The organism is Geodermatophilus chilensis (genome assembly GCF_002802985.1).
Taxonomy (GTDB): domain Bacteria; phylum Actinomycetota; class Actinomycetes; order Mycobacteriales; family Geodermatophilaceae; genus Geodermatophilus; species Geodermatophilus chilensis.
Map to the genome: position 1 here is coordinate 38,962 of NZ_NVPT01000004.1, position 25,353 is coordinate 64,314.

Genomic DNA, 25,353 nt, shown 5'->3' on the forward strand with positions numbered 1-25,353 from the left:
ACCGCCGCCGGAGCGGCGATTTCCGCGGAAATCGCCGCTCCTCCGGGCCCGCTACAGCAGGCGGTTGGTCCAGAGCAGGCTGAGGACGACGCCGAGCAGCGCGAACAGCACCCCGCCGCGGACGAACCAGTAGCTGACGTCGCGCGGCTCGGTCGTGTAGCCGATCTGGCTGCCGAGGTCCTGGTAGACCTGCTCGAGCTCGGCGGCGCTGGCGGCCTCGCTGTAGCTGCCACCGGTCTGGTCGGCGATGTCCTCGAGCGTCGCGCGGTCCACCGGCACGGGCACCCGCTCGCCGTCGAGGTCCAGGGTGCCGTAGTCGGTGCCGAAGGCGATCGTGGAGACCGGGATGCCGGCGTCCAGCGCGGCGTCGATGGCCTGGGTGTCGGGGCGGCCCACGGTGTTGTAGCCGTCCGAGAGCAGCACGATCCGCGCCGGCGGCACCTCCTCGCCGTCGGCGTCCAGCGACGCCTGGAAGTTCTCGATCGCCGTCAGGGAGGTGAACACCGCCTCGCCGATCGCGGTCGACTCGGCCAGCTCCAGGTTGTCGATCGCGGTGCGCACCTGGCCGCGGTCGGTCGTCGGGGTGACCACCGTGGTGGCGGTGCCGGCGAAGGACACCAGCCCCAGGTTGATCCGCTCGGGCAGCACGTCGACGAACTCCTTGGCCGCCACCTGCATCGCCTCGAAGCGGCTGGGCTCGATGTCGGTCGCCTGCATCGACAGCGAGACGTCGACGGCCATGACCACCGTCGCCCGCTCCCGCGGCACCCGCACCTCGGTGCTGGGCATCGCCAGGGACACGATCAGCGCGGCCAGCCCGAGCGCGACCAGCCCGAAGGCCAGGTGCCGCCGCCAGCCGGGGCGCTTGGGCACCAGCGTGCCCAGCAGCGCGACGTTGGTGAAGCGCGCGGCGTAGGCCTTGCGGCGCAGCTGCAGCACCACGTACAGCGCCACCAGCGCGACCACGGCCAGCAGGCCGAGCAGCCACCACGGGGCCTGGAAGCTCATCGGGACGCTCCTCCGCTGCCGGCGCGCCGGCGGTCGCAACGGCTCATCGGGATCGGTGCGGTCATCGGGACGCGCCCCCGGAGCCCGCTCGTCGCCGGTCCGCGACGTACCGGACGACGTCCATCAGCCAGTCGCGGTCCGTGCGTAGCTGCAGGTGCCCGGCGCCGGCGCGGCGCAGCGCCGCGGCGATCGCCCGCCGTTGGGCCGCCGCGCCCTCGGCGAACCGGGCCCGGAACCCGGCGTCGCCGGTGGGCACCTCGAGGGTCTGCCCGCTCTCCGGGTCGACGACGGTGAGCAGGCCGACGTCGGGCAGCTCGAGCTCGCGTGGGTCGACCACCTCGATGGCCAGCAGCTCGTGCCGCGCGGCGAGGCCGCGCAGCGGGCGCTCCCAGTCCGGCGCACCCTGCGCGTCGGACCCCAGGAAGTCCGAGACGACGACCACCAGGCCGCGGCGGCGCGGCGGACGGCGCAGCGACTCCAGCGCGGCGGCGAGGTCGCCCCGCCGTCCACCGGCGGCCCGCGGCGTCGCGACGACGGCGCGCAGCAGCCGGTCGGCGGCCAGCCGGCCGGCCGTGGCCGGGTACCGGTCCACCCGCTCGCCGGTGGTGACGACGGCGCCCAGCCGGTTGCCGCCGTGGACGGTGAGGTGGCTGACCGCGGCCAGCCCGGCGATCGCCAGGTCCCGCTTGGTGCAGGTGGCGGTGCCGAAGTCCAGGCTGGCCGAGAGGTCGACCACCGCCCAGGTCTCCAGCTCGCGGTCGGCGATCGTCTCGCGGACGTGCGGCACCTGGGTGCGCGCGGTCACCGGCCAGTCCATCCGCCGGACGTCGTCCCCCGGGTGGTAGGTGCGCGAGTCGCCGGCCTCGGTGCCCGAGCCGGGCACCAGGCCCAGGTGGTCGCCCTGCAGCAGCCCGTCGAGCCGGCGCCGGACGGTCAGCTCCAGTCGCTGCAGCAGGACGTCGGCCGGGCCCTCGGCGAAGTGCGGGGGCGCCCCGCCGGAGCCGGGCGCGTGGGCGTGGTCCCCTGCCCCCGGGTCGATGCCGGAACCCGGGGTGGGCGGAGGGCCGGCCTGTTCCGGGGCCGCGGCGCCGCCGGACCGGCGACGCAGGATCACGCCGGCGAGGACCCGCGGTCGGCGCCGTTGGCGGAGGCGTCCGGGCGGCCCTGCGGGGCCGGGCCCGGCTGCCCCTGACCCGGCTGCCCCCCGGCCGGCTGGCCCTGGGGAGCGCCGAAGGGCGCGGACGGCGGCACGGGACCGGGCTGGCCCGAGCCGTTGTAGGGCTGACCCGGCGGGCCGTACTGCGGTCCGGGCGGACCGAACTGCGGCGCACCGAACGGCGGCGCGGTCGGCACCGAAGGGCCGCCGGGGCTGCCCGGGCCGAAGCCGCCCGAGCGCTGGCGCGGAGCCACCTGCGGCAGCGGCACGGTCTGCAGGATCCGCTTGACCACGTGGTCGGCCGGCACGCCGTCGGCCAGCGCGTCGTAGGAGAGCACCAGCCGGTGGCGCAGCACGTCGGCGGTGACGTCGAGGACGTCCTGCGGCAGCACGTAGTCGCGGCCGCGGACCAGCGCCAGCGCGCGGCTGGCGGCGATCAGCCCGAGGGAGGCACGCGGGCTGGCGCCGTAGGAGACCCACTGCGCGACGTCGTCCATGCCGTGCTCGCGCGGCGCGCGGGTGGCGACCACCAGCCGGACGACGTAGTCGACCAGGGCGTGGTGCACGAACACCTGGGAGGCGGTGCGCTGCATGCGGACGAGGTCCTCGGGGCCGAGGACGGTTTCGGGCACCGGCGGCGTCGCGCCCATCCGGTAGATGATCTCGCGCTCCTCCTCCGGGCTCGGGTAGTCGACGAGCACCTTCATGAGGAAGCGGTCGCGCTGGGCCTCGGGCAGCGGGTAGACGCCCTCGGACTCGATCGGGTTCTGGGTGGCGAGCACGAGGAACGGGTCGGGCAGCGGGTGGGTGACCCCGCCGATCGACACCTGGCGCTCGGCCATGACCTCCAGCAGCGCCGACTGCACCTTGGCCGGCGCGCGGTTGATCTCGTCGGTGAGCACGAAGTTGGCGAACACCGGGCCCAGCTCGGTGTCGAAGGCGTCCTGCCCGGCCTTGTAGATCCGGGTGCCGATGATGTCGGCCGGCACCAGGTCGGGGGTGAACTGCAGGCGGGCGAAGCGGCCGCCGACGACGGTGGCCAGCGTCTCGACGGCGAGGGTCTTGGCCACGCCGGGGACGCCCTCGAGCAGCACGTGCCCGCGGGCCAGCAGCGAGACGAGCATCCGCTCGACCAGCCGGTCCTGGCCGACGATCACCCGCTTGATCTCGAACAGCACCCGCTCCAGGTGGGCGGCGTCGACCGACGGCGGGACCGGCTGCCCGGCGGACTGCTCGAGCGAGGTGCTGGCGGCGCTGCTCACGGAACTCCCTGATCGTGCCGGTCCACGGCCCCGCGTCCGACTGACGTCGCGGGGTCGGCGACGGACGGCGTGCCCGTCCCCGCCAGTGTCCTACACGTTCCTGGGCATCAGCCGGGCGCGCACGCGGGTGAGCCAACCGGACACCCATGGTGACCGACGCCCCCAGTGCGTACGCCGCGTGCACACCACTGCCCGCAGCCAGCGCTGACTGCTAGCCTCGGTGCTGCGTCGGGCAGCTCCCCCCGTGGCTGCCCGACGCCCCATCTCTCGGCTCCGTCCCGGGTCCCGCCCTGAGCCTGCGAAGGGTGGGGAGGACGGGGTCCTTTCAGGCGGTCGGCCGGACGGCGCCGTAGTAGTCGCTGCCGAACCACATGGCCGAGATGCGCACGACGTCCCCGCTCTGCGGCGCCTGGACGACCTGCCCGCCGCCGATGTAGAGCGCCACGTGGTAGATCGACGTGTAGTCCGCGGTCTCGCCCCAGAACACCAGGTCGCCGGGCTGCAGGTCGTCGGCGGCGACCGTCTGGTCGCGGAAGCGCCAGTACTGCTCGCGGCTGGTGCCGCCGATCCGGATGCCCGCCTGCGCGTAGGCGTACTCGGTCAGGCCCGAACAGTCGAACCCGAAGACGTCGGTGTCCGGCGGGATGCCCCACGTCGGGCCGGTGGCGTTGCCGCCGCCCCAGCTGTAGGGCAGCCCGCGCTGGCTCTTCGCCGCCGCGATCGCCCGGTCCACCGCCGACCCCGTCGGCTCGCCGGCCGTGGTGTCCACGGGGGTCGGCGACCCGCCGCCGGAGGACGACGAGCCCGAGGACGAGCCGGAGGAGGACGACGACCCGGAGGACGACGTGCCCCGCGTCGAGGACCCGGCCGACGAGGAGACCGACGGCGTGCGCGGCGCCGGCGGGCGCGCCTGCGCCGCAGCGGCCGCGGCCTCGGCGGCAGCGGCCGCGGCGGCCGCCCCCTGGGCGCCGTAGAGGACCTCCTGCGCCTCGGCGAGCTCGGCCTCCAGCGCCTCGCGCCGGTCGGCGAGCGCGGCGGCCTGGGCGCGCGCCGAGAGCTCCTGCTCCTGGGCGCTGGCCAGGGCGACCGCAGCGGCGTCCTCGGCCTGGTCGGCGGCCTGCACCGCGGTCCGCGCGGCGTCGTCTGCGGCGGCGGCCTGCTGCTCGAGGACGGTCAGCTCGGCGACGACGTCCACCCGGTGGTCGCCCGCGGCCTCGAGCAGCGCGGCGCGCTCCACCAGCTGGGCCGGGCCCTCGGCGGTGACCAGCGCGGCCGCACCCGGGCTCGTGCTGCCCTGCATGTAGCTCAACCGCGCGAAGGCGACCACCTGGTCGCGGCCGCGCCCCAGCTCGGCGGCGGCCCGCTCGGCGGCCGCGGCGGCGGCCTCGGCCGCGACGCGCGCCTCCTCCTGGGCGGCCAGTTGGACCTCGTACTCCTGCAGCGCGATCTGCGCGCCCCGGCGGGCGGCGTCCACCCGCTCCTGGGCCTGCGCGAGCTGCGCGCCGATCTCGCCGACGCGGGCAGCCGCGGCGTCGCGCTCGGCCTGCGCCTCGGCGACCTCGGCGTCCCCCGGGGCTGCCACCGCCGTCCCCGGCACCAGGCCGGCCAGGACCAGCGCGGTGACCGCCGTCCCGGCTGCGCGCACCAGCCACCCGGAGCGCCTCGGATGGCTCCCCTGCACGTTCGTCCTGCCCACGTCCGACCTTCCTCACGACCTCGTCGACCGGCGCCCGGAGGCGCACTCCGGTGCCGGAACGACAAGATCAAGGAAGGGGTTGAGCGGGCACTCCCCACTTGGGGGGAGGCCGCCGCCGGAAACGGGGTGTCAGGCAGGGTGCCTGCGTGGCCGGGTCCCGCCCTGAGTCTGCGAAGGGCGGGGAGGACTGCGGCCCCGTCCCGGGTCCCACCCTGAGCCTGCGAAGGGTGGGGAGGACGGGGTCCTTTTCAGTTCACCTGGCGGTCGGAGTCGGACCAGAAGCCCTCGCGCAGCTTGAACTTCTGGATCTTGCCGGTCGCGGTGCGGGCCAGCTCGTCGCGGAACTCCACCCGCTTGGGGATCTTGTACCCGGCGATCCGGCCGCGGCAGTGGGCGACGATCTCCTCCTCGGTGACCTGCTGACCCTCGGCGACGACGACCACCGCGGTCACCATCTCGCCCCACTTCTCGTCGGGGACGCCGATGACCGCGACCTCGGCCACCGCCGGATGGCTGAAGACGACGTCCTCGACCTCGATCGAGGAGACGTTCTCGCCGCCGGTGATGATCACGTCCTTCTTGCGGTCGGAGATCGTCAGGTAGCCGCCGTCATCGATCGAGCCGCCGTCGCCGGTGTGGAACCAGCCGCCCTCCAGAGCCTCGGCCGAGGCGTCGGGGTTGGTCCAGTAGCCGGCCAGCACCGTGTTGCCCCGGGCCAGCACCTCACCGCTCTCGCTCGTGGTCAGGCGGGTGCCCAGTGCCGGCACCCCGGCGCGGGACAGCCGCTTGGCGCGCTCCTCGGGATCGAGGTCGTCGTACTCGGCCCGCGGCCGGTTGACGGTGAGCAGCGGCGCGGTCTCGGTGAGGCCGTAGATCTGGTTGAACTCCCAGCCGAGCTCGGCCTCGACCCGCGCGATCGTCTTCGAGGGCGGCGGGGCGCCGGCGACGATGATCCGCACCCGGTCGCGCCCGGGGATCTCGCCGTCCCACTCGGCTGCGGCGTCCAGGACGGCGTTCCATACCGCCGGCGCGCCGGCCATGACGGTCACCCCGTGCTGCTCGACCCGCCGCAGGATCTCCGCGCCGTCGATCTTGCGGATCACCACCTGGCGGGCGCCGACGCCGGCGGCGCTGTAGGCCAGGCCCCAGCCGTTGCAGTGGAACATCGGCAGCGTGTGCATGTAGACGTCGCGGTCGCTGAACTGCATGTGCATGGCGAAGGTGACCGCGTTGACCCACTCGTTGCGGTGGGTCATCTGCACGCCCTTGGGCCGGGCCGTCGTGCCGCTGGTGTAATTGATCGTGGCGGTGGCGTCCTCGTCGGGCTCGGACCACGGCACCGGCTCGGTGTCGTAGCGCAGCAGCTGCTCGTACTCCTCGCCGGTGGTGAACCGGTGCTCGGCCTCCACACCCTTGAGCGAGGCCTCCAGCTCCGGGTCGACGAACAGCACCCGCGCGCCGCTGTGCCCGACGATGTAGCTCACCTCGTCGGGCTGCAGCCGGAAGTTCACCGGGACGACGACCCGTCCGGACGACGGCAGCGCCAGCAGGCACTCCAGCAGCCGGCCGGCGTTGTGGCTGACGACGGCGATCCGCTCGCCCTCCCCCACACCCAGCGCGTCGAGCCCGGCCTGCAGCGCGCGACCGCGGCGGGCGACCTCCCGGTAGGTGACCTCGCCCAGCGACGGTGCGGGCTGGTTTGGCTCGTCCACGATGCCGACGCGGTCGCCGTAGACCAGCTCCGCCCGGTCGAGGAAGTCTCGGGTGGTCAAGGGCACGCGCATGGGGAGCTCCCGGGTCCTCGGGCCGACCAGCGGTCGGCCACCGCTCGACGTGGTGACCGTCACGCTAGCGGCCGATCCCGGCCCGGTGCTCCCCGGATCAGCTGAGCAGTGCGACCAGTGCGGCGGCGGTCCCCGCCGTGCCCGCGACCGCGCGCCCGGTGTCGACCCGCAGCAGCCGGCGGTGCGCGGCGTCGTCCCACCCCTCCCCCAGCCGGCGGTGCAGCGGGACGGCGCCGAGCGCGGTGGCCGCCAGCACGAGGGCCAGACAGGCCGCGCCGGCCAGCACCGCGGGCAGCGCCCCCTCGGTCCGGTCGGCGAGCAGCCACAGCGTCGTGACCCCCTGCCCCCCGAACAGCGGGCCCACGACCCAGGTGATCCGCTGCTGGTGGCGGCGCTCGTAGGCCGGGAAGGCCACCGCCGGGACGAGCGCGAACTGCGGGTAGACCAGCGCGCGCACCGTCCACTGGAAGCCGGCGTAGGCGGCGGTCAGCGCCAGGTGGACGGCCAGCAGCGTCACCGGGCCAGCAGCCGGGGCAGCGACGTACCGATCGGCTCGCGGACGACGAGGTCGGCGAAGGTGTCGTAGGGGGTGGGCTGGGCGTTGACGACGACCACCCGGGCGCCGGCCTGCGCGGCCAGGTCGGTCAGCCCGGCCGCGGGGTGCACGGTCAGCGAGGTGCCGACGGCCACGAAGACGTCGCAGTCGGTCGTCGCCTCCGCGGCGGCCTCGACCACCGCCAGGTCGAGGGCCTGGCCGAAGCTGACCGTCGCCGACTTGAGGATGCCGCCGCACAGCCGGCAGGCGGGGTCGGGCTCCCCGGCGTCGACGCGGGCCAGCGCCTCGGCCATCGTCGTCCGGTCGCCGCAGGCCAGGCACTCGACGGCGTGCACCGTGCCGTGCAGCTCCACCACCAGCTCCGGGGACGACCCGGCCGCCTGGTGCAACCCGTCGACGTTCTGGGTGAGCAACGCCCGCAGCCGCCCCTGCCGCTCCAGGTCGACCAGCGCCCGGTGCCCGGCGTTGGGGGCGACGTCGCCGGCCTGCGTGTCCCGCCGCATCAGCCAGGCACGACGGCGGATGTCGGGATCGGCCACGTAGTACGACAGCGTCACCAGCTTCTCGGCGTCCGGGTCCCTCGTCCACACGCCGTTCGGCCCGCGGTAGTCCGGGATGCCGCTGTCGGTGGAGATACCCGCACCGGTGAGGACGGTGATCCGCCGGGCACCGGTCAACCAGCCGGGCAGCGGCTCGTGAACGGTCACGGGAGGGCCGGCACGGCGGGCATCAGCGCACCAGCGCGGTGAGGACCGGCACCGCCTCGTCCCGGAAGGCCGGGGTCACCTGCCCCTCCTCGCGGACCAGCGCGAGCAGCGCGGACGCCTCGTTGCCCTGGGGGAAGACCGGCAGCTCGGCGACCGCGCGCAGGGACACCAGCACCCGGTCCCCGGCGGGGCCGGCGCTCCCCGGGTCCTGCTCGACGTCGGCGAGGAGGTCCTGCAGGGCCCGGTAGGCGGCCGGGTCGGCCAGCCGCTGCAGCGTGGGCAGCGCGGTCCTGGCGAACCCCTCGGTGACCTCGCCGTCCGCGACGGCCTCCGTCACCCGCCGCGCCAGGGCGTCGGCCGCCTCGGCCGTCTCGTCCGCGGGCACCTCGTGGTCGAGGGCGAAGAGGGCGTCGAACAGCTCGGGGCCGGCCGGGCCGATCGCGGGCGGGTCCTCGTCGACCAGCTGCACGACGTCGATCAGCCGCGCGGGCGCGGCCACGGCGTCGAGAACCTGCTGGACCTGCCGCGCCACGTCGGCGTCGAGCTCTCCCGCCTCGGCCGCCGTCCCGGCGGAGTCGTTCGTCACGACCGCGGCCAGGCGCCGCGGATGCCCGTCGAGCCGCGCCACCTCGCGCAGGTCCTCCAGCAGCTGCTCCCCGCCCGGCCCCACGGCGTCGGGGTCGGTGGCGACCCGGTCCTCGAGCGCGCCGATCGTCGCCTCCAACTGCTCGTCCGGGGTGTCGGCGGAGTCCGGCAGCGGCAGCGCACCAGACGTGTCCGGCGACGGCGCGGGATCCGCGGCACCGGAGTCCGCACCGCCGGTCTGCGTCGCGGCACCGGAGTCCGCACCGCCGGCCTGCGTCGCGGCACCCGAGTCCGCACCGCCGGTCTGCGTCGCGGCACCGCCACCGGGCAGCGCCCCCCCGCCGGCGCGGAGCAGGAGGACGAGTGCCACCCCGAGCACGGCCGTGACCAGCAGCCCGGCCCACACCAGCGGCGCGACCCGGCGGCGCCTCGACGGCTGCGTCCCGCTCGGGGCGGCGGGAGCTGCCGCGGCCGGATGGCGGCGGGCACCGGACGGCGGCGGGACCGGCGGCGGACCGACCGGGACGGCGTCCGCGCCCTGCCCCACCTGGAGCACGGCCGTGCGGGCGGACCCGTCGGGGTTCACCGCTCCCGGCACCGCGGGGGCCGGCCGGGTGTCGCCGTCGGCCGGCGCAGCGGCGATCTCGCGCAGCGCCGTCTCCGCCTGGTCGGCGGTGTAGCGCCGGGCGGGGTCGCGCTCCAGCAGGCCCTCGAGCACCGGCCGGAGGATGCCGGCGCGGACGTACGGCGCGTGCTCGCCGACCATCACCAGGGCGAGTGTCGTCATCGGGTCGCCGCCGTCGTAGGCCGGCCGGCCCTCCACCGCGGTGAACAGCGTGGCGCCCAGCCCCCAGAGGTCCGACGGCGGATCCGGCGTGTCACCCCGGGCGCGCTCCGGCGCGATGTAGGCCGGGGAGCCGATCAGCAGGCCGGTCGAGGTCAGGCTCGGGTTCCCGGGCACGGACGCGATGCCGAAGTCGGTGAGGAGGACCCGGCCGGGCGCTCCGCCCCGCGGCCGGCCCACCAGCACGTTGGAGGGCTTCACGTCCCGGTGCACGATGCCCTGCGCGTGCGCCGCCCGGAGGGCGCCGAGCACGACGAGACCCACCTGGGCCGCACCCTGCGGCGACAGCGGCCCGTCCTGCTCGACGACCTCGGTCAGGCTCCGGGCCTCGACGTACTGCATCACGAGGTAGGTGGCCGCCCCCTCCTCGACGACGTCGTGGACGGTGACGGTGTCGGGGTGGTCGAGCTGAGCGGCGGCTCGGGCCTCCCGCCGCATGCGCTCGCGCAGCACCTCGCGGTCGGCGGCCGACGCCCCGACCGGGACGGTCAGCTCCTTGACGGCGACCTGACGCCCGAGGAGGACGTCCTGCCCCCGCCAGACCGTGCCCATGCCGCCCGTGCCCAGCCGCTCGTGCAGCTCGTACCGGCCGGCGACGACACGTCGGTCCCTGTCCGAGCCGCCGTCGACCTGGAGGCTCGGGCCGAGGGACACCTAGCGACGTTACCCCGCCTCCCGCGGCGAAAAAACCCCGCGCCCTGGCCGGCGGCGGGGTCCGACCGGCGCTCTCCGGGCCGGCAAGGGTCGCCTCACTCCCCCAGGCGGCCGGGCTCCTGAAATGATGCGGGGTGGACAGCAGCGTGACGGACCAGCTGAGGGGTGGGCGCAGAAGTGGCAGCCAGCAAGGACAGCTTCGGGGCCCGGGCGACGCTCAGCGTCGACGGCACCGATTACGACATCTACCGACTCGACGCGGTGGAGGGCTCCGAGAAGCTGCCCTTCAGCCTCAAGGTCCTCCTGGAGAACCTGCTCCGGACCGAGGACGGCGCGAACATCACCGCCGACCACATCCGCGCACTGGCGAACTGGGACCCGAACGCGGAGCCCGACCAGGAGATCCAGTTCACCCCGGCCCGCGTGGTCATGCAGGACTTCACCGGTGTCCCCTGCATCGTCGACCTGGCCACCATGCGCGAGGCCATGGCCGAGATCGGCGGCGATCCCCAGAAGATCAACCCGCTGGCCCCCGCCGAGCTGGTCATCGACCACTCGGTCATCGCCGACGTCTTCGGCACGCCGGAATCCTTCGAGCGCAACGTCGAGATCGAGTACGAGCGCAACGGCGAGCGCTACCAGTTCCTGCGGTGGGGCCAGGGCGCCTTCAGTGACTTCAAGGTCGTCCCGCCGGGCACCGGCATCGTGCACCAGGTCAACATCGAGCACCTGGCCCGCGTGGTCTTCCCGCGCCCCGAGGGCGACCGCGTCGTGGCCTACCCCGACACCTGCGTGGGCACCGACTCGCACACCACGATGGTCAACGGCCTGGGCGTCCTGGGCTGGGGCGTCGGCGGCATCGAGGCCGAGGCAGCGATGCTCGGCCAGCCGGTCTCGATGCTCATCCCCCGCGTCGTCGGCTTCAAGCTGACCGGTGAGCTGCCCGACGGCGCCACCGCGACCGACCTGGTCCTCACGATCACCGAGATGCTCCGCCAGCACGGCGTGGTCGGGAAGTTCGTCGAGTTCTACGGCGCCGGTGTCTCCGCGGTGCCGCTGGCCAACCGCGCCACGATCGGCAACATGAGCCCGGAGTTCGGCTCCACCGCGGCGATGTTCCCGATCGATGAGGAGACCATCACCTATCTGCAGCTGACCGGCCGCAGCGAGGAGCAGGTCGCGCTGGTCGAGGCCTACGCCAAGGAGCAGGGCCTCTGGCACGACGCCTCCCGCGAGCCGGCGTTCTCGGAGTACCTCGAGCTCGACCTGTCCACGGTCGTGCCGAGCATCGCCGGACCGAAGCGGCCGCAGGACCGCGTCGCCATCACCGACGCCAAGACCGCCTTCCGTGCCGCGCTGGCCAATTACGTGCAGGACGACGAGACCGGCGGCGAGGACCGCAAGCCCGGCGTGCCGGCCAACGAGCAGCCCTACGGCGTCGAGTCCGCCGTCGACGAGGCCTCGGCCGAGTCCTTCCCCGCCTCCGACCCGGCCACCCCGGCGCCGGGCAGCGGGCACGGCAACGGCGAGGCGGGGAAGCCGCACACCGTCGTCCCCGACCAGGTGCCCGACCGCCCCTCCAAGCCGACCCGGGTGGTCATGGAGGACGGCACCGAGACCTACGCCGACCACGGCCACGTGGTGATCGCCGCGATCACCTCCTGCACCAACACGTCCAACCCTCAGGTGATGATCGGTGCGGCCCTCCTGGCCAAGAACGCCGTCGAGCGGGGGCTGACCTCCAAGCCGTGGGTGAAGACCACACTGGCCCCCGGGTCCAAGGTCGTCATGGACTACTACGAGAAGGCCGAGCTCACCCCGTACCTGGAGAAGCTCGGCTTCTACCTGGTCGGCTACGGCTGCACGACCTGCATCGGCAACTCCGGCCCGCTGCCCGAGCCGGTGTCCAACGCCGTCAACGAGGCCGACCTCGCCGTCGTCTCGGTGCTGTCGGGCAACCGCAACTTCGAGGGCCGCATCAACCCCGACGTCAAGATGAACTACCTGGCCAGCCCGCCCCTGGTGATCGCCTACGCGCTCGCCGGGTCGATGGACGTCGACCTCAACACCGACCCCCTTGGTCAGGACACCGACGGCAACGACGTCTTCCTGCACGACATCTGGCCCTCCCCGCAGGAGGTCCAGCGGGTCATCGACCACGCCGTCTCCGCGGAGATGTTCGCCAAGGACTACGCCGACGTCTTCGCCGGCACCGAGCAGTGGCAGGCGCTGCCCACGCCGGAAGGCGACACCTTCGCGTGGGATCCGCAGAGCACCTACGTCCGCAAGCCCCCGTACTTCGAGGGCATGCCGGCCGAGCCCACCCCGGTGGAGGACATCACCGGTGCCCGCACCCTCGCCGTCCTCGGCGACTCGGTGACCACCGACCACATCTCCCCCGCCGGGTCGATCAAGCCCGACAGCCCGGCCGGGCAGTACCTGCGCGAGCACGGCGTCGAGCGGCGCGACTTCAACTCCTACGGCTCCCGCCGCGGGAACCACGAGGTGATGATCCGCGGCACCTTCGCCAACATCCGGCTGCACAACCTGGTGGTGCCCGGCACCGAGGGTGGGGTCACCAAGAACCACCTTACCGGCGAGACGACGGCGATCTACGACGCGTCGGTCGCCTACCAGGAGCAGGGCATCCCGCTGGTCGTGCTGGCCGGCAAGGAGTACGGCTCCGGGTCCTCGCGCGACTGGGCGGCCAAGGGGACGGCGCTGCTGGGCGTCAAGGCGGTCATCGCCGAGAGCTACGAGCGGATCCACCGCTCCAACCTCATCGGCATGGGCGTGCTGCCGCTGCAGTTCCCCGCCGGCCAGAACCGGGAGTCGCTCGGCCTGACCGGCGACGAGGAGTTCACCATCACCGGGATCACCGCGCTCAACGACGGCGAGACGCCGCGCACGGTCAAGGTGCAGGCCGGCGACGTCGAGTTCGACGCCACCGTGCGGATCGACACCCCCGGCGAGGCGAACTACTACCGCAACGGCGGGATCATGCAGTACGTGCTGCGCTCGCTGCGCGGCTGATCCCCCGCATGGACCTGGGCCTGGGCGGCCGCGGACACCTGGTCACCGGCGCGAGCCGGGGACTGGGGTCCGCGGCGGCCCGGGCCCTCGTCGCTGACGGGGCGCGGGCGCCGGCGGACGCACCCTCCACCGACGCCGTGGACACCCCGCCCGGCCGGGTCGGCGACCCCGCCGGGTTCGACCGGGTGGCCGCCTCCCTGCTCTCCCCCGCCGCCTCCTCCGTCACCGGCACCACCGTCGCGGTCGACGGCGGCCGGCTGAGGACACCGTGACCGACGCTCCCGTACTGGTCGCCTGTGCGCACGGCACCCGCAACCCCACCGGCCGCCGGCTGGTCGCCGAGCTGGCCCTCGCCGCCCGGACCCTGCGCCCCGGCCTGGTCACCACCGCCGCGTTCGTCGACGTGCAGCCGCCCACGGTGGCCGACGTCGTGGCGGGCCTGGCCGACGACGGGCGACCCTCGGTCGTCGTCCCCTTGCTGCTCTCCGGCGGCTACCACGTGCACGTGGACATCGCCCGGGCCGTGCGCGAGCACGCCGCGGCCCGCGCCGCCCGCCCGCTGGGCCCCGACCCGCGGCTGGTCGCCGTCCTGCACGACCGGGTGCTCGCCGCCGACGCCGACCCCGACGACCCGGCCACCGCTGTGGTGCTCGCCGCCGCCGGCTCCAGCGACCCGCGCTCGGTCGCCGACGTCGACGCCACGGCCGCCGCGCTGCAGGAGCGCTGGACCGGTCCGGTGACGACCGGCTACGGGTCGGCCGCGCAGCCCCCGGTGCCCGACGCGGTCGCCGCCGCCCGGTCCGCGGGCGCCCGGCGGGTCGTGCTCGCGGCCTACCTGCTGGCGCCCGGTCACTTCCACGACAAGCTCGGCGGTGCGGGCGCCGACGTGGTCACCGCTCCCCTGCTGCCCGACGACCGCATCGCCGCCGTGCTGCTCGACCGCTACGACGCCGCGGTCGCCGCCTGGTCCGCCGCGGGCTGACGCCCGCAGCCGGGTCTGGGACCATGGGGCCCGGGCCTCCTCCAGGCCCCCGGACGAGCGGTGCCGTACCCGGACAGCGACAAGACGGCGCCTGTGGAGGCCGTCGTGTCCTGGCTGGTGCTCGTCCTGTCCGGTGTGCTGGAGGCCGTCTGGGCCACCGCGCTGGGCCGCTCGGAGGGGTTCAGCCGCCTCGTCCCGTCGGTGGTCTTCGGCGTCGCCATGACGCTGAGCATGGTCGGTCTGGCCTACGCCATGCGCGAGCTGCCCGTCGGGACGGCGTATGCGGTGTGGGTGGGCATCGGCGCGGTGCTGACCGTCGTGATCGCCATGGTGTCCGGCGAGGAGCCGGTGTCGGCGGTGCGGCTGCTGCTGCTCGCCGGGATCGTCGGCTGCGTCGTGGGGCTCAAGGTCCTGCACTGAGGCGGCCGTCGCCCCGGTACGCCGCTTACAGTCGCTGTACCGGGGATGACGAACCGCAGGTCACTGCGGTGCGAGCAGCCCGCGCAGCTCCCGGGTGAGCGCCTCGCGCGCCCCGGGGTGCTGGTGCCAGGCCGCCGGGGTGGCCTGGAGCAGGGAGATCCGCCAGCGGCCGGCGCCCTCGTCGACCGCGGTCACCGTGTGCACCGTGTGGTAACGCGGGTCGATGTCGTTGTTCCCCGGCGGGATCATCCCGGCGTGCGCCAGGAGCACCGCGACGCCCGACGCCACCGGGCGCACGGAGCGGATCACCGCGGTGTAGGCGGCCGTCTGGTGGCTGGCGAAGATCTGCCGGAAGTCGGCGGCGATGGCCAGGCGCCCGTGGTGGTGGGTGCCGTCGTAGCCGATGATGTCCCCGTCGTCGGCGAAGGCAGCGGCGACCGCGGCGCCGCTGCGCCGGTTCCAGCCGTCGAGGAACTGGGCGTAGAGCGCGCGGATCTGGGCGTCGTTCGGGTGCGCGGACGTCACGCTGGCTCCTCCTGCGTTGCTGGGACAGGAGGAACGGTAGTGGTCAGGCCGCGCCCACCGTTCGCCCCTCCCCGACGGCGAACTGGGTCCGGTACAGGTCGGCGTACCGGCCGCCGAGCGCCAGCAACTCCTTGTGTGTACCCGACTCCGCGATGCGACCGTCGTCGACCACGAGGATCTGGTCGGCGCTGCGGATCGTGGACAGCCGGTGCGCGATCACCAGCGACGTCCGACCGGCCAGCGCGGTGTCCAGCGCGTGCTGCACCGCCACCTCCGACTCGCTGTCGAGGTGGGCGGTGGCCTCGTCGAGGATCACGACGCCCGGCGCCTTGAGCAGCACCCGGGCGATCGCCAGCCGCTGCTTCTCCCCGCCGGAGAGCCGGTGGCCGCGGTCGCCGACCACGGTGTCCAGTCCGTCGGGCAGCGACCGGACCAGGCCGGCGATGCGGGCGCCGCCGAGCGCGGCCCACAGCTCGTCGTCGGTCGCCGTCGGGCGGGCGTAGAGCAGGTTGGCGCGGATCATGTCGTGGAACAGGTGCGCGTCCTGGCTGACCACGCCGATCGTGTCGCGCAGCGAGGCCAGCGTGGCCTGCCGGACGTCGATGCCCCCGACCCGCACGGTGCCACTGGTCGCGTCGTACAGCCGCGGTACCAGGTTGGCGATCGTGGATTTGCCGGCTCCGGAGTGGCCGACCAGCGCGACGAGCTGGCCGGGCTCGACGCGGAAGGACACGTCGTGCAGGACCGCCGTGGGCCCGCCGTGCTCGGGCAGCGACACGTCTTCCAGTGACGGTAACGAGACGTCCGCGGCCGACGGGTAGCTGAAGGAGACGTGCTCGAACTCGATCGACCGGTCGTCCGGGGGCAGCGGGACGGCGTCGGGCGCCTCGCGGATCATCGGCCGCAGGTCGAGCACCTCGAAGACCCGGTCGAAGCTGACCATCGCGCTCATCACGTCGACCCGGACGTTGGACAGCGCCGTCAGCGGGCCGTAGAGCCGGGACAGCAGCAGCGCCAGGGCCACCACGTCACCGGGGCTGAGTGACCCGGTGAAGGCCAACCAGCCGCCGAGGCCGTAGACCAGCGCGGTGGCCAGCGCCGCGACGAGCGTGAGCGCGGTGAAGAAGGTGCGGCCGTACATGGCCGACAGGACGCCGATGTCGCGGACGCGGGCCGCCCGGCCGCGGAAGCCCTCCGCCTCGGCCTCGGGCCGGCCGAACAGCTTGACCAGCAGCGCGCCGGCGACGTTGAACCGCTCGGTCATCGTCGCGTTCATCGAGGCGTTGAGCCCGTAGGACTCCCGGGTGATCTCCTGCAGCCGCCGGCCGATCCGGCGGGCGGGCAGCACGAACACCGGCACCAGCACCAGCGAGAGCGCGGTGATCTGCCAGGACAGCGAGAACATGACGCCGGCGGTGAGCACCAGGCCGATGACGTTGGAGAGCACCCCGGACAGCGTCGAGGTGAAGGCCTGCTGGGCGCCGATGACGTCGTTGTTCAGCCGGCTGACCAGCGCGCCGGTCTGGGTGCGGGTGAAGAAGGCGACCGGCATCCGCTGCACGTGCTCGAACACCCGGCTGCGCAGGTCGTAGATGACGCCCTCGCCGATCCGCGCCGAGTACCAGCGGGTGGCCAGGGAGATGCCGGCGTCGACGACGGCGAGGCCGGCGATGAGCAGCGCGATGCGGACGATGTCGCCCGCCGTCCCCTCCAGGCCGGCGATCCGGTTGACGATCTGCCCGGCCAGCAGCGGGGTCAGCACGCCGATGACCGACGAGCCGACCACCAGCAGCAGGAACCAGGTCAGCTCGCGCCGGTAGGGCCGGGCGATGCCGAGGATGCGCCGGACGGTGCCCTTGGGAAGCTCGCGCGCGACGACCGACGGGTCGCGGCGGAACGACCGCATCGCCGCCATGGAGGTCATGGGACCGCTCATGTCGCTGCCACCCCCTCTCCCGACCGGCCAACACCCCTCCCGGGCGGGCTGTTCCGCGGGGAGTCTGGCAGCGCCCTCCGACGGTTCAGCGGCCCCCGACCAGCTCGGCCAGGCGGCGGGTCTGCGCGGCCCGCTCGGCGGCGTCCTGGGCCTCCGGGTCGTTGCGGACGGCGGAGCGGACCAGCGCCGCGGTCTCCCGGCTGGCGCCCACGGGGGCTGCCGTGATGGCCGCGACCAGCGCGCCCACCGCCTCGTCCAGCGCGGCGGCCGGGACGACGGCGTTGGCCAGCCCGAGCGCGAGCGCCTCCGCGGCGGGCACCGGGCGGCCGGTCAGGCAGATCTCCATCGCCCGCGAGTAGCCCATCAGCTCGGTCAGCGTGCTGGTGCCGGTGAGGTCGGGCACCAGCCCGAGGGTGGCCTCGGGCAGCCGCAGGTGGGCGTCCTCGGCCAGCACGCGCAGGTCGCAGGCGAGCGCCAGCTGTGCGCCGGCACCGATGGCGTGCCCCTGCACCGCGGCGATCGAGACGATCCCCGGCGAGCGCAGCCACCGGAAGCCGCCCTGGTAGCGGCGGATGCGCTCCTGGGTCTCCTCGGCGGGCAGCCGGCCCAGCTCACCGAGGCCGCCGGCGGTGCCGGGGTCGGTGCTGAACAGGCTGCGGTCCAGGCCCGCGGAGAAGGAGCGCCCCTCGCCGCGGACCACGACGACCCGTACGTCGTCGTCCAGCGAGGCGCCGACGGCGGCCAGGGCCGCCCAGGTGGCCGGGGTCTGCGCGTTGAGCTGCTCCGGCCGGTCGAGGGTGACGGTGAGGACGGCGCCGTCGCGGGCCGTCCTCACCCACCCGTCCTGGTCGACCCCGGTCAACTCTTCTTGCTGTTCCGGTTGGCTCCCCCGCGACTGCGCAGGGTCGCACCGGACTCCGACAGGAGCCGGTGCACGAAGCCGTAGGACCGGTTGGTCGACGACGCCAGCGACCGGATGCTCTCGCCGCCGTCGTAGCGCTTGCGCAGCTCGTCGGCCAGCGAGGTGCGGTCGCCCCCGGTGATGCGCTTGCCCTTGCCGAGATCCGCGGTGCTCGAGTCGGCCATGACTCCCCTCCGTCAGCAACCAGCCGCGGGCCCGTGGCCCGGCGCGGCTGCTCGTCCCGTCGGCGCCGGGCCCCGCTGACCTCGGCGTCCCACCACCTCATGATCACCCGGACGGGCGACACCGGCCACGCGAAGGAGACAGGAAGCTGGGAGGTCGCCGATCGACGGTGCCAGGACGGCTCCGAAGCGTGCCGCGCGGGCACCTCGCGCCCCCGTGCGCGCTTGGGACGCCGTACACCGTGCGCCGGGCGATGACGAGCCGTCACAGGTGCCGGCGGGCCCGGTCCAGCGGCATCCAGGGATGGCACGGGGTCGACGCAACAGGGGGACGGCACCCGGCCGGGGTGGCACGGTCGCGGGGGCCCGGAGGGCCTCCCGACCGGGACACGGGCAGCGGCTCAACGGTGGACGGGGACGGCCCGTGGCCGCGGTGCCGTCCGGTAGGACGGCGATGTCACTACGCCAGCTCGACCAGGTCGGCGAGGTCCTCGCTCCAGGCGTCCTCGGTGCCGTCGGGCAGCAGGATCACCTTGTCGGGGTCGAGCGCGCGCACCGCGCCCTCGTCGTGGGTGACGAGCACGATCGCCCCGGTGTAGGTGCGCAGCGCGTCGAGCACCTGCTCGCGGCTGGCCGGGTCGAGGTTGTTGGTCGGCTCGTCGAGCAGCAGCACGTTGGCGCCCGAGACGACCAGCGTGGCCATCGCCAGCCGGGTCTTCTCGCCGCCGGAGAGGGTGCCCGCACGCTGGTCGGCGGCGTCCGCGGAGAACAGGAACGCGCCGAGGATCCGGCGCAGCTCGGTGTCGATGCTCTGCGGCGCGGCCGCGCGCATGTTCTCCAGCAGCGAGCGGTCGTGGTCGAGGGTCTCGTGCTCCTGCGCGTAGTAGCCGACGCGCAGCCCGTGCCCGGGCTTGACCTCACCGGTGTCGGGCGTCTCGGTGCCGGCCAGCATGCGCAGCAGCGTCGTCTTCCCCGCGCCGTTCAGGCCGAGGACGACGACCCGCGCGCCCCGGTCGACGGCCAGGTCGACGTCGGTGAAGACCTCGAGCGAGCCGTAGCTCTTCGACAGCCCCTCCGCGGTCAGCGGCGTCCTGCCGCACGGGGCCGGCGTCGGGAACCGCAGCTTCGCCACCCGGTCGGCGACGCGGATCTCATCGAGCCCGGCGGCCAGCCGCTGGGCTCGCTTGTCCATGCTCTGCGCGGCCTTGGCCTTGGTGGCCTTGGCGCGCATCTTGTCCGCCTGTGCGTTCAACGCGTCGATCTTGCGCTCGGTGTTGGCCCGCTCCTGCCGCCGCCGGCGCTCGTCGGTCTCCCGCTGGGCGAGGTAGGGCTTCCACCCGAGGTTGTAGACGTCGACCGTCGCCCGGTTGGCGTCGAGGTGCCAGACCTTGTTGACGACGGCGTCCAGCAGCTCGACGTCGTGGCTGATGACGATCAGGCCGCCCTTGTGCGCGGCGAGGAACGTCTTCAGCCAGGTGATCGAGTCGGCGTCGAGGTGGTTGGTGGGCTCGTCGAGCAGCAGCGTCTCGGCGTCGGAGAAGAGGATGCGGGCGAGCTCGACACGGCGCCGCTGACCACCGGACAGGGTGCGCAGCGGCTGCTGCAGCACTCGGTCGGGCAGCCCGAGCGCGGTGCAGATCCGCGCCGCCTCGCTCTCGGCGGCGTACCCGCCCAGCGCGGCGAAGTGGTCCTCCAGGCGCCCGTAGCGGCGCACCGCCCGGTCGCGCTCCGCGTCGTCGGCGGGCTCGGCCATCGCGACCTGCGCCTTGGTCATCTGCGCGCGCAGCACGTCGAGCCCGCGGCCGGACAGCACGCGGTCGCTGGCCGTGGTGTCGAGGTCGCCGCTGCGGGGGTCCTGTGGCAGGTAGCCGATCTCGCCGGTGACCTCCACCTTGCCCGCGTGCGGCAGCCGCTCGCCGGCGAGCGTGGTCAGGGTGGTGGTCTTGCCGGCGCCGTTGCGGCCGACGAGGCCGATGCGGTCGCCGGGCTGCACGCGGAGGGTCGCATCACTGATGAGGACGCGAGCCCCGGCGCGCAGCTCGAGGCCGGTCGTCGTGATCACTGATCCCAGGATAGGCGCTCGACGGCCCGCTACCGACCAGGATGCGGGTGACGTCGGCGGCAGCCCGTCGTCCACAGCCGGGCGGAGCGGCTCCCACGCGGGCCCCCGACACGCCACCATCTCGGCCATGACCTCGACGTCCGGCCCCTCGTGGGGCCCGCCGTGCCCGGTGTGCGGCCTGCCGAGCGCCGGGCCCGGGCCGGCGCCGTGCTCCTCCTGCGGGCTGCCCGCCGTGGGCGAGGCGGCCCGCGTCGTCGCCCGCATCGGGGCGACCATCGACGAGCTGGTCCGCGACCGCGACCGGCTGCTGGCCACCCTGCGGACGGCGACGACGGCGACTGCGCCGCCACCTCCTGCCCGGGCCGCCGCTCCCGGCCACCCCGTTCCCGCCTCCGTTCCCCCGGTGCCGCCGGTCGCCGCGCCACCGCCGCCGTCCCCCGCACCGCCGGACCGGCCGCCGCGCCGGGTCAGCCCGCAGCAGGTCCTCCTGGGCCTGGGCGCGCTGCTCGTGGTGGCCGCCGGCATCGCGTTCGTCGCGGTCGCCTGGACCCGGCTGGGCCTGGTCTTCCAGTCCGCCGTGATGGCGACCGTCACCGCCACCGCCTGCGGCGTCTCGGCCTGGACGGCGCGCCGCGGCCTGCGGGCCACCGAGGAGGCACTGGCCGCGGCGGGTGCGGCACTGCTCACCGTCGACCTCGGCGCCGCGCACGCGCTGGGGCTGTGGGGTCTGGACGGCGTCCCGGTGCGGCCGTGGACCGCGGTCTCCTGCACCGTCGTCGCGGCGGTCGCGCTCGCCTCGAGCCGGCTGACCCGCAGCACCGCCACCTGGCCGCTGGTCGCCCTGCTCGCCGTCCAGCTCGTCCCGCTCCTGCTGCTCCCCGCGGACGCCATCCTCGGGGCCGCCGGGGTGGCGGCCGTGCTGGGCACGGCGCTGCTCGACGTGGTCGTCCTGCTGCGCCTGCGCCGCGTGCTGGCTCCGGTCGCGCAGGTGCTGGCCGCCCTGTGGGCGGCCGCGGCGGCGGTCGGTGGCGTGGTCGTGGCGTGGGCGGGGACGACGGTCGACGCGTGGACGGCGACCGCCCTGCTCGCCGCCGCCGGCGCGGTCGGGCTGCTGCTCCGCCAGGACGCGCGGCTGGCCGGCCGGCTCCCCGCCGCCCCAGCCGTGGCCGCTGCGGGGGCCGCCGCCACCGCGCTGGCGCTGACCGGCGCGCTGGCGCGAGCCGACCTGCCCGGCTGGATCGCCGCCGCGGGGCTGGGCCTCGTCCTGCTCACCGCAGCCGTGCCCGCCGTGCCGCGCCGGACGGCGCTGGCCGCTCTGCTGACCTCCGGCGGGCTGCTCACCGGCGGTGGTGCGGCGCTGCTGGCGCTGGACGGGCGCGTCGGAGTCCTCGGCCTCGTCGTCCTCGCCGGCACGGTGCCCGCCACGCTGGCCGCGGTCCGGCTGCCCGCGCTCCGACCGCGGGCCACGGTCGCCGCGCTGCTGTGCCCGGTCGGGGCGGTGCTGCTCGCCCGGGAGGACGGATGGCTGGGCACCGCCGTCGCCGGGCTGCTGGTCGTGCTGGTCGCCGCGGCCGGCTTCGCACTGGCCGCCGCCCGCGCCGGCCGGCCCGAGGAGCCCGCGGCGGCCGGGGCGGCGACGCTGGCCACGCTGCTGGCCACGGTGTCCACGGCGGAGACGGGCGCCTGGGGCCAGGTGGCCGTCCAGCTCGCCGTCGCCGGCGCCGCGGCCGGGGCCTACGCGCTCGTGACGCACCGGCGCGACGTGGCGGTGCTCGCCGTCGCCGACCTGGTCGTGGCCTGCTGGGTGGCCGCCGGCGGCGCGGCGGTCCAGACCGTCGAGGTCTACACGCTGCCGGCCGCGGCGGGTCTCCTGGTCGTGGCCCTGCCGCAGCTGCGCGCCGGCGCCCGGTCGTGGGCCGCGGAGGGCGCAGCGGTGGCCACCGCGCTGGTCCCCTCGGCCCTGGTGGTCGTCGCCGAGCCGTCGGCGGTGCGGCTGGTGCTCGTCGTCGTGGCCGCCGGCGCGCTGACCGTCGTCGGCACCCTGACCCACCGGCAGGCACCGTTCGTGGTGGGCGCCGCCTCGCTGGCGTTCGTGGTGCTGGGCCGGCTGACCCCCTACGCGCCGCTGGTCCCCCGGTGGCTGACGCTGGCGGTGGTGGGGCTGCTCCTGCTGGCGCTGGGCGCGACCTACGAGCGCCGGCGGCAGCAGGCCCGCGAGGCGGTGGCCTGGGTGACGCAGATGCGCTGAGCGGCCGGGAAGGCCCCGCCCTACCGTGGACCGGTCGCACGGACGCGAGAGGGGGAGGTCGTGGGCCCAGCGCCGGTGCCACCGCTCCCCTACCGCGCCCGGCCGCCGCTGCTGCTGCTCGTCGTCGGCGCCGTGCTGGTCGTCAGCGCCGGCGGGGCCGCGGCGGCGGTCTACGGCGGCGGGTCCGCCCGGGTGCTGCTGCTGGCGTTGGCCGCGGTGGCCGCCGGCGCGTCGGCGTGGGGGTCGCACGCCCGGCTGCGCGCCACCGAGGAGACCCTCGCCGCCGCCGCGGTGGGGCTGGCCGTGCTGGGTGCCGACGCCGGGACCCCGCTGCTGCGCGGCTCCGTCGTCCCCCCGCTGGTGCTGGGCGGGGTCTTCCTCGTCCTCGCCGGGCTGCTGCGGCGCCCGGCCACCTGGCCGTTGGCGGCCTGGCTCGCCGTGCAACTGGCGGCGGTGCGCGTCCTCGACGGCTCCGAGGCCGGCACGGTCCGCATGGTCGGGATGCTGACCGTCGCGCTCGTCGGGCTCGGCGTCGCCCTCGGCGCCCGGCGGCTCGTCGCCCGCCTCGCCCTGGTCACCACCGCGCCCTGGTGGGTCGCTGGGGTGGTGAGCGCCCTGGGGACGGCGTGGAGCGGGGACGCAGCCGCCCGCTGGACATCGGCCGCGCTGACCGTCGCGGCCGCCCTGGAGCTGATCGCCGCCCGCCTGGACCGCACCCTGGAGCCGCTGCTCGGGCCACCGGTCGCCGTCCCCGTGCTCGCCGGCGCGGTCTCGGGTGCGGCGCTCGGTGGCGCGCTCGGCGCCCCGGGGCCCGGTGCGGTGCTGCTCGCGGGCTACACCGGGGTGCTCATCGCGGCGGGCGCGGCGGCGCTGCTGACCGGCTGGGTGCGCGGGCTGTTCCTGCCGGCGGCCCTGGCGGCGGGCGGCACGCTGGTGGTGCTCAGCGTCGGCCGGCTGGTCGCCGGGTCGCGGTGGCTGGAGCTGGTCCTCCTGCTGGTGCTCACCGCGCTGCCGTGCGTGCTGGTCGCGGCGCTGCGGCGCGACGACCGGCCGGTCGCCGTCCCTGCGGCGGTGGGCTGCCTGGCCGCCGCCGCGTTGGTCGCGGCCGCGAGCGGGCTGGTCGGGATCGGCCTGGCCGCGGGCGCCCTGGGACTGCTCTACGCGGCGTCGCTCGGCGTGGGCCTGGTGCTCGACCCGCAGACCCGGCGGGCCACCGTCGTCACCGGCGCGGTGTGCGCGGGACTGGCCGTGGTGCTGCTGGTCGTCGCGCGCGACCGCGGCGTGCTGGCGGTGCAGCTGGCCACCCAGGGGCTGGTCACGTGCGCGTGGGGCTGGTTCGTCTGGCACATGCCGGACCCGCGGAGGGCCCAGCCCGAGGGCTCCCCTGCCTGGCGGGCCGGCGCCGCCCAGCTGGTGGGCGCGGCGTGGACGGCCGCCGCGTTGGCGGACGCGTCGGTGCCCGAGGCCTACACGCTGCCGGCCGCTCTGGGGCTGCTGCTGGGCGCGGGACCGCGGCTGGCCGACGGACCGTCCTGGCCGACGTGGGGCCCAGGACTGCTGATGGCGGCGGTCCCGTCAGTGGTGTGGGCGGTCGTGGCACCCGGCAGTACCCGCCCGGTGCTGGTGCTCCTCGTGGCTGCCGCGGTGATGGCCACGGCCGCGTGGCGGGCGGTGCGCGCGCCCCTGCTCGTCGCCGCGTGGACCGCGGTGGCGCTGGCTCTCGGCCTGGCCGTGCTGGCGCTGCCGCTGCCGGTCACCGGCGCCCTCGCGGTGGGCGTGGTACTGCTGGCGGTCGGCGCCCGGCGGGAGCGCCACCCCGTCGCCGGCTTCGGCGCCCGCCTGGCGGAGATGAGGTAGACACGACGACGGCCCGCGCCCCTGGCAGGGACGCGGGCCGCAAGGTCATACCGTCGGCCCCTCTGCAGGGTCCCGCGCCGAGCTTGCGAGGCGTGGGGGGCAGAGGGGTCCTTCTAGGAGTCTGCTGAATAAGGGGGCAGGGCGCCTCGCGGCAGTCGTGCTGCAGTGCGGTCAGCACCCGGGGGTGCGACAGAGAGGTCGCCCTCTGCCCGCCGTTCACGGTGCTCGGGCGGAGGAAGGCGGTCAAGAGGCCAGGGCCCAGTGTCCGCCGGTGCCGGTGAGGCCGAGGGTGAGCAGACGACGCAGGTTGATCGCGGCGACCCGTAGGTGAAGCCAAGCGTCGTTGGGAATCACGCCGCGGTAGGGCACTCGGCGCGCTCCGCGGGTGATCCAGGCGATGGAGCGTTCGACCATCGGCCGGTGCCGTCGGTAGAGGGCCTGGAAGTCCGGGTCTGCAGCGTGAGCTCGGTGAGCGCGAGTCAGGGCGTCGTGCTCGGCCACCAGCACACTGCGTCCGCGGGTGCTGGTGGTGCACCGGGCCCGCAGCGGGCATCGGGTGCACCGGTCGCCGAAGCGCGCGATGCGTTTGCCTGGGGTGTAGGCAACGGTGTGCCCGGCCGGGCAGGTCACCGTGCCGGCCGGCTCGTCGATGCCGAAGTCGGCGGCGGTGAACCCGCCGGGGATCAGCGAGTGCAGCGGCCAGGGCTTGATCACCGCGGTGTGCCCGGCGGCCGCCAGCGCGGCGAGCATCGCGCCGGTGCCGTAGGCGGAGTCGGCCAACACCTCCACCGGCTGGTCGATCGTGCGGTCCTCGGCGAGCAGGCCGAGGCCGACGGCGCCGTCGCCGGTGTCTGGACCGCTGGCGCGCGTCAGCGTGCAGCCGGTGATCAGCCCGGTGTCCGGTTCGGCCACCAGATGGGCTTTGAACCCGTCGACCCGGCGGGTCACGGTCTTG

At 75.2% G+C, this 25,353-nt stretch carries 20 protein-coding genes and 1 riboswitch; of the genes, 6 read left to right on the forward strand and 14 right to left on the reverse strand.

Annotation, left to right across the window (positions count from 1 at the left end; translation table 11 throughout):
- Positions 1-51 precede the first annotated feature (51 nt).
- From CNO22_RS01345 to CNO22_RS29590, 8 genes are all read right to left on the reverse strand, one after another.
- Positions 52-1,008, reverse strand: a complete 957-nt coding sequence (locus tag CNO22_RS01345) for a VWA domain-containing protein (RefSeq protein ID WP_100497562.1) — start codon at positions 1,006-1,008, stop codon at positions 52-54.
- A 61-nt stretch (positions 1,009-1,069) separates the two neighbouring features.
- Positions 1,070-2,122, reverse strand: coding sequence for a DUF58 domain-containing protein (locus CNO22_RS01350; protein ID WP_100497563.1), 1,053 nt, complete (start codon positions 2,120-2,122; stop codon positions 1,070-1,072).
- A complete protein-coding gene (locus CNO22_RS01355; protein ID WP_100497564.1) occupies positions 2,119-3,426 on the reverse strand; it encodes an AAA family ATPase in 1,308 nt (435 codons plus the stop codon). Before CNO22_RS01355 ends, CNO22_RS01350 begins: the two co-directional genes overlap by 4 nt.
- 325 nt (positions 3,427-3,751) lie before the next feature.
- The gene (locus CNO22_RS01360) at positions 3,752-5,071 is read right to left on the reverse strand and encodes a C40 family peptidase (RefSeq protein WP_232806710.1); all 1,320 of its coding nucleotides are present in this window, start codon (positions 5,069-5,071) and stop codon (positions 3,752-3,754) included.
- A 299-nt stretch (positions 5,072-5,370) separates the two neighbouring features.
- Complete coding sequence (locus CNO22_RS01365) at positions 5,371-6,906, reverse strand: AMP-binding protein (RefSeq protein ID WP_100497566.1); 1,536 nt, start codon at positions 6,904-6,906, stop codon at positions 5,371-5,373.
- Between the two features lie 97 nt (positions 6,907-7,003).
- The gene (locus CNO22_RS01370) at positions 7,004-7,423 is read right to left on the reverse strand and encodes a DUF1772 domain-containing protein (RefSeq protein ID WP_100497567.1); all 420 of its coding nucleotides are present in this window, start codon (positions 7,421-7,423) and stop codon (positions 7,004-7,006) included.
- Entirely contained in the window at positions 7,420-8,169 is a 750-nt protein-coding gene (locus CNO22_RS01375) for an SIR2 family NAD-dependent protein deacylase (RefSeq protein ID WP_100497568.1), read from the reverse strand. The genes CNO22_RS01370 and CNO22_RS01375 overlap by 4 nt, the downstream gene beginning before the upstream one ends.
- A 22-nt stretch (positions 8,170-8,191) precedes the next feature.
- Positions 8,192-10,252, reverse strand: a complete 2,061-nt coding sequence (locus CNO22_RS29590) for a serine/threonine-protein kinase (RefSeq protein WP_100497569.1) — start codon at positions 10,250-10,252, stop codon at positions 8,192-8,194.
- 177 nt (positions 10,253-10,429) lie between these two features.
- On the opposite strand from CNO22_RS29590, the gene CNO22_RS01385 reads away from it, so the two are divergent.
- The 4 genes from CNO22_RS01385 to CNO22_RS01405 all read left to right on the forward strand — a co-directional run bounded on the left by CNO22_RS01385 (position 10,430) and on the right by CNO22_RS01405 (position 14,687).
- The gene (locus tag CNO22_RS01385) at positions 10,430-13,285 is read left to right on the forward strand and encodes an aconitate hydratase (protein ID WP_100497570.1); all 2,856 of its coding nucleotides are present in this window, start codon (positions 10,430-10,432) and stop codon (positions 13,283-13,285) included.
- An 8-nt stretch (positions 13,286-13,293) separates the two neighbouring features.
- Positions 13,294-13,557: a hypothetical protein gene (locus CNO22_RS28720; RefSeq protein ID WP_232806711.1), complete on the forward strand. Its 264-nt coding sequence runs from the start codon at positions 13,294-13,296 to the stop codon at positions 13,555-13,557.
- Entirely contained in the window at positions 13,554-14,267 is a 714-nt protein-coding gene (locus tag CNO22_RS01400; RefSeq protein WP_100497571.1) for a sirohydrochlorin chelatase, read from the forward strand. The genes CNO22_RS28720 and CNO22_RS01400 overlap by 4 nt, the downstream gene beginning before the upstream one ends.
- Positions 14,268-14,295: 28 nt before the next feature.
- Positions 14,296-14,361: riboswitch (guanidine-III (ykkC-III) riboswitch) on the forward strand.
- A gap of 11 nt (positions 14,362-14,372) precedes the next feature.
- Positions 14,373-14,687 carry a DMT family transporter gene (locus CNO22_RS01405; RefSeq protein WP_198588036.1) on the forward strand — a complete coding sequence of 105 codons (315 nt, stop codon included), beginning with the start codon at positions 14,373-14,375 and terminating at the stop codon, positions 14,685-14,687.
- A gap of 60 nt (positions 14,688-14,747) precedes the next feature.
- Here the strand turns inward: CNO22_RS01405 and CNO22_RS01410 are convergent, their stop codons facing one another.
- The 5 genes from CNO22_RS01410 to CNO22_RS01430 all read right to left on the reverse strand — a co-directional run bounded on the left by CNO22_RS01410 (position 14,748) and on the right by CNO22_RS01430 (position 20,293).
- A complete protein-coding gene (locus CNO22_RS01410; RefSeq protein ID WP_100497573.1) occupies positions 14,748-15,212 on the reverse strand; it encodes an SgcJ/EcaC family oxidoreductase in 465 nt (154 codons plus the stop codon).
- A 43-nt stretch (positions 15,213-15,255) separates the two neighbouring features.
- Positions 15,256-17,148: an ABC transporter ATP-binding protein gene (locus CNO22_RS01415; protein ID WP_100497574.1), complete on the reverse strand. Its 1,893-nt coding sequence runs from the start codon at positions 17,146-17,148 to the stop codon at positions 15,256-15,258.
- Between the two features lie 85 nt (positions 17,149-17,233).
- Positions 17,234-17,983, reverse strand: coding sequence for an enoyl-CoA hydratase/isomerase family protein (locus CNO22_RS01420; protein ID WP_232806712.1), 750 nt, complete (start codon positions 17,981-17,983; stop codon positions 17,234-17,236).
- Between the two features lie 23 nt (positions 17,984-18,006).
- Positions 18,007-18,234 carry a helix-turn-helix domain-containing protein gene (locus CNO22_RS01425; RefSeq protein ID WP_100497576.1) on the reverse strand — a complete coding sequence of 76 codons (228 nt, stop codon included), beginning with the start codon at positions 18,232-18,234 and terminating at the stop codon, positions 18,007-18,009.
- Positions 18,235-18,691: 457 nt separating this feature from the next.
- Positions 18,692-20,293 carry an ABC-F family ATP-binding cassette domain-containing protein gene (locus CNO22_RS01430; RefSeq protein WP_100497586.1) on the reverse strand — a complete coding sequence of 534 codons (1,602 nt, stop codon included), beginning with the start codon at positions 20,291-20,293 and terminating at the stop codon, positions 18,692-18,694.
- Positions 20,294-20,420: 127 nt separating this feature from the next.
- On the opposite strand from CNO22_RS01430, the gene CNO22_RS01435 reads away from it, so the two are divergent.
- Positions 20,421-22,541, forward strand: a complete 2,121-nt coding sequence (locus tag CNO22_RS01435) for a DUF2157 domain-containing protein (protein ID WP_100497577.1) — start codon at positions 20,421-20,423, stop codon at positions 22,539-22,541.
- 60 nt (positions 22,542-22,601) lie between these two features.
- Entirely contained in the window at positions 22,602-24,398 is a 1,797-nt protein-coding gene (locus CNO22_RS01440) for an SCO7613 C-terminal domain-containing membrane protein (protein ID WP_157936736.1), read from the forward strand.
- 243 nt (positions 24,399-24,641) lie between these two features.
- Here CNO22_RS01440 and CNO22_RS01445 read toward each other — a convergent pair.
- The coding region (locus CNO22_RS01445) for a transposase (protein WP_232806713.1) at positions 24,642-25,353 on the reverse strand (712 nt) is incomplete at its 5' end.